This is a genomic window from Sphingomonas sp. CCH15-F11 (assembly GCF_001557005.1).
Lineage (GTDB): Bacteria > Pseudomonadota > Alphaproteobacteria > Sphingomonadales > Sphingomonadaceae > Sphingomonas.
In genome coordinates this window covers 1-7,164 of sequence record NZ_LSKG01000079.1, presented here as the reverse complement: position 1 = coordinate 7,164, position 7,164 = coordinate 1, and the positions used below count along the sequence as shown (strand labels likewise).

General features: G+C 68.0%; 5 protein-coding genes and 1 pseudogene. 2 read left to right on the top strand and 4 right to left on the bottom strand.

The annotated features are described in order from the left end of the window. Positions 1-325: 325 nt before the first annotated feature. From gyrA to yaaA, 3 genes are all read right to left on the bottom strand, one after another. On the bottom strand, positions 326-3,115 hold the full coding sequence (gene gyrA, locus AX709_RS07510; protein WP_066548322.1) for a DNA gyrase subunit A: 2,790 nt from the start codon (positions 3,113-3,115) through the stop codon (positions 326-328). A 186-nt stretch (positions 3,116-3,301) separates the two neighbouring features. Beyond that, complete coding sequence (locus AX709_RS07505; RefSeq protein WP_066548324.1) at positions 3,302-4,000, bottom strand: SDR family NAD(P)-dependent oxidoreductase; 699 nt, start codon at positions 3,998-4,000, stop codon at positions 3,302-3,304. After that, positions 3,997-4,764: a peroxide stress protein YaaA gene (yaaA, locus tag AX709_RS07500; protein WP_066476276.1), complete on the bottom strand. Its 768-nt coding sequence runs from the start codon at positions 4,762-4,764 to the stop codon at positions 3,997-3,999. Before yaaA ends, AX709_RS07505 begins: the two co-directional genes overlap by 4 nt. 206 nt (positions 4,765-4,970) lie before the next feature. Between yaaA and AX709_RS07495 the strand changes: the two genes are divergently transcribed. Next, positions 4,971-6,254, top strand: coding sequence for a hypothetical protein (locus AX709_RS07495; RefSeq protein ID WP_156437609.1), 1,284 nt, complete (start codon positions 4,971-4,973; stop codon positions 6,252-6,254). 64 nt (positions 6,255-6,318) lie between these two features. Here the strand turns inward: AX709_RS07495 and AX709_RS07490 are convergent, their stop codons facing one another. Further along, the gene (locus AX709_RS07490) at positions 6,319-6,777 is read right to left on the bottom strand and encodes an Lrp/AsnC family transcriptional regulator (protein ID WP_066476279.1); all 459 of its coding nucleotides are present in this window, start codon (positions 6,775-6,777) and stop codon (positions 6,319-6,321) included. A 176-nt stretch (positions 6,778-6,953) separates the two neighbouring features. On the opposite strand from AX709_RS07490, the pseudogene AX709_RS07485 reads away from it, so the two are divergent. Then, positions 6,954-7,164 (top strand): annotated as a pseudogene (locus tag AX709_RS07485) (sensor histidine kinase); the annotation flags it as partial.

The following is a 7,164-nucleotide window of genomic DNA, read 5'->3' as shown; positions in this document are numbered from 1 at the left end:
GGGGTGGGTTCGGGGTGGCGCGGTTCCGGAAGTGGGATATGGGGCGGCCTACGCCTATTTCTCGTGTTCCGTTCGTTTCGAGCGCAGTCGAGAAACGTCTCGGTGCGCGTGCCATTCGCGTTTCTCGACTTCGCTCGAAACGAGCGGGGTTTGGTGCGAAACAAACAGGCATCCGCTCGAAACGAGCGGGGTGTGACGGGAAACAGGCAGCGGTTTGCTCGAAACCAGCGGGTAGCAATGCGGCGTGATGTCGTGCGCGGTGGACAGGGCCCCACCCCAACCCCTCCCCTGAGCCGAAGGCGAGCGAAGCTCAACGGGAGGGGCTCTACTCCGCCTCTTCCTCGTCCGCCGGATCGTCCGTCCCGGTGCCGTCGTCGACCTGAACCGACTTGGCGGGATCGGTGTCGATCGCGACGTCCTGGGCGACCATCGCCTCGGCCTCGTTCTCGGGCTCCTGATCCTCGTCGATGCGGGCGACGCCGACGACATGCTCGCCGGGCGCGACGTCGAAGAGGCGCACGCCGGCGGTGCCGCGGCCGATGACGCGCAGCGACGCGAGCGGGATGCGGATCAGCTTGGCCTGATCGGTGACGAGCATCAGCTGGTCGGCGACGCGCGCGGGGAAGCTGGCGACGACGCGGCCGTTGCGGGCGATGTTGTCGATGTTGACGATCCCCTGGCCCCCGCGCCCGGTGCGGCGATATTCATAGGCCGAGCTCAACTTGCCATAGCCGTTGGCGCAGACGGTGAGGATGAACTGTTCGCGCTCGACCATCGCGGCGAAGCGGTCGGCCGACAGCGCGCATTCGCCCTCGCGCTCGCCCTTCCACGGGGCGAAGCGCAGATATTCCTCGCGCTCCTCCGCGCTCGCGCCCGAGCGGTGGAGGATCGACAGGGAAATGACCTCGTCTCCGTCGCGGAGCGTCATGCCGCGCACGCCCGTCGACGCGCGGCTCTGGAACGCGCGGACATCGTCGCCGGGGAAGCGGATCGCCTTGCCGTCGCGCGATGCGAGCAGCACGTCGTCATTCTCGTCGAGCAACGCGACGCCGATCAGGCGGTCGTCGGCGTCGTCGCCCTCGAACTTCATCGCGATCTTGCCGTTCGAGGGCACGTTGGTGAACGCGTCCATCGAATTGCGCCGCACCGAGCCCCGGGCGGTGGCGAACATGACGTGGAGCTTGCCCCACTCCGCCTCGTCCTCGGGCAGCGGCAGCACGGTCGAAATCGTCTCGCCATTGGCGAGCGGCAGCAGGTTGATCATCGGCCGTCCGCGCGTGGCCGGGCCGCCCTCTGGCAGCTTCCACACCTTCATCCGATAGACCTTGCCCAGCGTCGAGAAGAACAGGACGGGGGTGTGCGTCGAGGTGACGAACAGGTTGGTGACCGCGTCCTCGTCCTTGGTCGCCATGCCGGCGCGGCCCTTGCCCCCGCGTGCCTGGGCGCGGAAGGTGTCGAGCGGAGTGCGCTTGATATAGCCTTCGAGCGTGACGGTGACGACCATCTCCTCGCGCTCGATCAGGTCCTCGTCCTCGATCCCGTCGGCAGCGGCGGCAATCTCGGTGCGGCGCGGGGTGGCGTACTGATCGCGCACGGCGCGCAGCTCGTCGGTGAGCACCGCGTAGAGGCGGGCACGGTTGGCGAGGATCTCGAGCAGCTCGGCGATCGATTCGGCCAGCGTCTTCAGTTCGTCGCCGATCTCGTCGCGGCCGAGCGCGGTCAGGCGGTGGAGGCGCAGGTCGAGGATGGCGCGGACCTGGGCATCGGAGAGGCGGTAGACGTCGCCCTCGACCTCATGCTCGACCGCCTCGACCAGGCGGATATAGGGCGCGATTTCCGCCACCGGCCATTCGCGCATCAGCAGCTTCGTGCGTGCCTCCACCGGCGAGGCGGAGCCGCGGATGATCCTGACCACCTCGTCGAGATTGGTGACCGCGATGACGAGGCCGAGCAACAGATGCGCCCGCTCGCGCGCTTTCGCGAGCTCGAACTTCGAGCGGCGGGTGATGACCTCCTCGCGGAACTTGACGAACGCCTCGATGATGTCGCGCAGGTTGAGCAGCTCAGGCCGGCCGCCGCGGATCGCCAGCATGTTGGCGGGGAAGCTCGACTGGGCGGGCGTGTGCCGCCACAGCTGGTTGAGCACGACGTCGGGGGTCGCGTCGCGCTTGAGGTCGATGACGATGCGGACGCCCTCGCGGTTCGATTCGTCGCGGATGTCGCTGACGCCCTCGATCCGCTTGTCCTTGGCGGCCTCGGCGATCTTTTCGACGAGGCCCGACTTGCCGGTCTGGAACGGGATTTCGGTGAGCACGATCGAACGGCGCTCGCCGCGCGTCTCGGTGATGTGGCGCGAGCGCACGATGATCGAGCCGCGCCCGGTTTCATAGGCCGAACGGCAGCCCGAGCGACCGAGGATCACCGCGCCGGTCGGAAAGTCGGGGCCGGGCACGATCTCCATCAGCTCCTCGAGCGAGATCGGGCCGTCGCCGTCGAGCATCCGCTGGATATGCGCCAGGCACGCGTCGATCACCTCGCCCAGATTGTGCGGCGGAATGTTGGTCGCCATGCCGACCGCGATGCCGCCGGCGCCGTTGACGAGCAGGTTGGGAAAGCGCGCGGGCAGGACCGACGGCTCGCTCTCCGACCCGTCATAATTGGGGACGAAGTCGACCGTATCCTTGTCGAGATCGTCGAGCAGCGCGTTGGCGATCCGGGCGAGGCGCGATTCGGTGTAGCGCATCGCGGCGGGCCGGTCGGGGTCCATCGACCCGAAATTCCCCTGGCCGTCGATCAGCGGGACGCGCATCGACCAGTCCTGGGCCATGCGGGCCAGCGCCTCGTAGATCGAGCTGTCGCCGTGCGGGTGGTATTTACCCATCACGTCGCCGACGATGCGCGCCGATTTGCGATACGGCTTGCCGGCGACATAGCCGCTTTCATAGGCCGAATAGAGGATGCGGCGGTGCACGGGTTTCAGCCCGTCGCGGACATCGGGCAGCGCGCGCGCGACGATGACCGACATCGCATAGTCGAGATAGCTCGACCGCATTTCGTCGACGATCGAGATGGGCGTGATGTCGGAGGGGTCGGCGAGGAGCGTCTCGTCGGTCAAATGCTGGCGCTTTCGGAAGAGTGTGTCAGTTCTGGGTCGGTCTTAGACCCTGGCGACGTGACTGCCAAGTCTCGCGCGTGCGCGCGTGCGCGTGAGAAGCCGTCGCCCCGGCGGAGGCCGGGGCCGCCGGCCAGCAGAGCTCTTCTTTCTGCAAGAGGCCCCGGCCTCCGCCGGGGCGACGCCTCGTCAGAACGGGACTTCCTCGCCGTCCCAGGCGAAGAGCTTGCCGCTGTCCTGGGGTTTGAGCCCCTCGATCACGTCGAGCAGCTGGAGCGCGGCGCGCTCGGCGTCGAACAGCTTGCCGGGTGCGACATTGCCCTGGAACGGCCGGCTGAGCGCGGTGTCGACGGTGCCGGGATGCAGCGCGACGACGATCGAACGGTCGCTGCGCCGCTTCGATTCGATCGCGAAATTGCGGATCAGCATGTTGAGCGCGGCCTTCGACGCGCGATAGCCGTGCCAGCCGCCGAGCCGGTTGTCGGCGATGCTGCCGACGCGCGCCGAGAGGGCGGCGAACACCGGCTTGCCCTCGCGCGGGAGCAGCGGGAGGAAATGCTTGGCGACCAGCGCGGGGCCGATCGCATTGATCGCGTAGACCCGCGCCAGCCAGTCGCCGTCGAGATCGCGCAGCGCCTTTTCCGGGCCGCGCGCATCGTCGTGGAGGATGCCGGTCGCGACGAACACCAGCGTCGGCGCGGGCCCGGTGGCGACGCGGGCCGCGGCGGCCGCGATGCTCGCCTCGTCGGTCAGGTCGAGGTGGCGATCGCCGTCGAAGCTGCGGGCGAAGCGCCAGACGCAGGCGAACGTCCCCTCGGCCTCGATCGCGTCGGCAAAGGCACCGCCGATCCCGCCCGACGCGCCGATCACCACCGCGCTGCCGGTCATGCGCCGGCCCCGCGCACGAAGCGCCACGCATCGTCGGTGCTGGCGGCGGCGTCGAAGCGATAGCCGTCGCTGTCGAAGCCGCGCATCGCGTCGACATCGGTGACGCGATGCTCGCACATCCAGCGCGCCATCATGCCGCGCGCGCGCTTGGCGTCGAAGCTGACGAACTGCGGGCCGTCCGGGGTGGCGCGGCGGAAATCGACCTCGATCACGCGCAGGCCGGCGGGGAGCCTGCCGGCGACAGCGCCCCAATATTCCTGGCTGGCGAGGTTGAGGATCGTGTCGGTACCCGCCGCGTCGGCGTCCGCGGCGATTTCCCGCGCGATGCGGTCCTGCCAATAGGCATAGAGATCCCTGGCCCTGCCGGGTGCCCAGCGCGTGCCCATTTCGAGGCGATAGGGCCGCATCGCGTCCAGCGGGCGCAGCAGGCCGTAGAGGCCGGACAGGATGCGGACATGATCCTGGGCGAAGGCAATCGCTTCCGGCTCGAGGCTCGCGGCCTCGAACCCGCGGTAGACGTCGCCCGCAAAGGCGAACAGCGCCGGGCGCGACGGCGCGTCGTCAAAGCCGCGAAAGCGACCGGCGTTGAGCGCGGCCAGCTTGTCGGAAATGTGCATCAGCTTCGACAGCCGGGCGACCGAGAGGCGGGCGGCGCCGCGCGCGATCGTCGCCGCATCCTCCGCGAAGCGGGGCGTGGAGGCCGGCCGGTCGGGGAGCTGCCCGGAATAGTCGAGCGTCTTGGCAGGGGACAGAATGGCGATCATGCCGCCGCAGCTAGCGGGTGCGGGTGCGCCGGTCAAAACGGCCAAGGGGTCAGGGGTGCCCCGCCAATCCGGCGTCCGGTCATTCAACCACGGTTCAGTGGTGGGAACCGAAAGGCGGTGCGAGCGTCGATCGCTTGAAAGCCCCCGTTGCGCGAATTACAGCGGCGTCAACGGGTGACCGCATGCAGGAACTGGAGATATCGAAAATGAAGTTGCTTTCGTCAGCCGCGATCGCGTCGGCCCTGGTGCTCGGTGCGGCTTCCGTCGTCGCGACCGCGCCCGCCGAAGCGCAGAAAAAGAAAAAGGAAGAAGCGCCCAAGGTCGAGATCAGCAAGGAATTCCGTGACGCGATCGTCGCCGGCGACACCGCCGCCAAGGCGGGCGACATCGCCACCGCCGAGACGCAGCTCGCCGCCGCGGAGGCGGTGATGAAGAGCGAAGACGAAAAATACTTCGCCGCGCAGCTGCGCCTGCAGATCGCCAACAAGAAGAACGACACGCCCGGCATGGTGCGCGCGCTCGACACGCTGATCGCCAGCCCCAAGACGCCGGCGACCGACCTTGCCCGTTTCAACTATGTTCGCGGGGTCACGACGCTGGAGGGCAAGCAGCCCGCGCAGGCGCTGCCCTATCTGATCAAGGCGCGCGAGCTGGGTTTCCAGGATCCCGACCTGAACCTGCGCATCGCAGGCGCAAAGGTCGACAGCGGGGACCTGAACGGCGGGATCGCCGACCTGGAGCGCGCGATCGCCGAGCGCGAGGCCGGCGGCGCGGCCAAGGCCCCCGAACAATGGTATCGCTATGCCGCGAGCAAGCTGCAGGCGGCGAAGGACGAAGCGCAGCTCGCCGAATGGCTGCGCCGGCTGGTCCGCGCCTATCCCACCGCCGAAAACTGGCGCACCGCGATCAACATCTATCGCACCAGCGGCTCGCGCGGGGTCGACGATCTCGACCGCGAGGGCCGGATCGAGCTGTATCGCCTGATGCGCGCGACCAACGCGCTCGCCGACCAGAACGACTATATCCTCTATGCCGACGCCGCCAACAACGCGGGTCTGCGCTATGAGACGGTCGCGGTGATCGACGAGGGGCGCGCGTCGGGCAAGGTTCCGGCGTCGAGCAACCTGAACGGGCTCTACACCGCCGCCAAGCAGGCGATTTCGCGCGAGGGATCGCTCGCCACGCTGGAGAAGGAGGCGATGGCGGCCAAGGACGGCAAGCTCGCGCTGCTGGCGGCCAATTCCTATCTGGGCACCAAGCAGTTCGCCAAGGCGGTGCCGCTGTATCGCGCCGCGCTCCAGAAGGGCGGGGTGAACACGGCGGCCGCGACGGTGAGCCTGGGCGCCGCGCTCGCCCAGTCGGGCCAGCAGGCCGAGGCGAAGCAGATCCTCGCGGGGGTCAGCGATCCGCTGCGCAAGGAGCTTGCAGCATTCTGGACGCTCTATGCGGATACCCGCGCGGCCGCGCCGGCGCCGGCGGCCGCATCCTGAGCCCAACGTAAACGACCGGCCGGCGGAACCCATGTTCCCCGGCCGGTGATCGTTCCCGGTCAGTCTAGACCGGAATCCCCGGCAGCTGCTTTGCCGTGCGGATGGTCAGCGACGTCTTGACGCTGGCGACATTGTCCGCGGTCAGCAGCTGGGTGGTCAGCATTTCCTGGAAGCTGCGCAGGTCGGTCGCGACGATCTTCAGGATGAAATCGATCTCGCCGTTGAGCATGTGGCATTCCCGGACTTCGGGGATCTGGCCGACATGCGCTTCGAACGCCGCCAGATCGGCCTCCGCCTGGCTTTTCAGGCTGACCATTGCGAACACGGTGATCGAATAGCCGAGCTGGGTGGGATCGAGCGCGGCGTGATAGCCCTTGATCGCGCCCGCCTCCTCCAGCGCGCGCACGCGGCGCAGGCAGGGCGGGGCGGTGAGCCCAACCCGTTCGGCCAGATCGACGTTCGTCATCCGGCCGTCGTCCTGCAACAGGGCCATGATCTGGCGGTCGATCCGGTCGAAGGCCATGTGTCGTAACTCCGAAATCGTCGAACAGCGGGGGATGCCGTTCCTATAAGATAATTGCGCGCCAACGCAATTGTCCCACTATGCGACGTGCCAAAAATGAGTGGTTCCGTCATCGGACCGGCGTCGTTAAGGATTCGTCACGCCCCGAATCAACGGCGCGGCTCCGGGCTCCAAGCGTGCGCTTCGACGACACTTTCGCCACCGTTCTCGCGACCGATCTGAGCCATTCGCTCGCGCGCGAAACCGCGTGGCGCCAGCTCGTAGATCTGATCGCACGGGGCCGTGCGCCGCTCGATGACGGGACGCTGGGCCTGTTGCACGACCTGCATCGCGAAATGCCCGAATCGGTTCGGGCCGCGGGCGGTCGCATGCTCCAGCTTGCCCGCC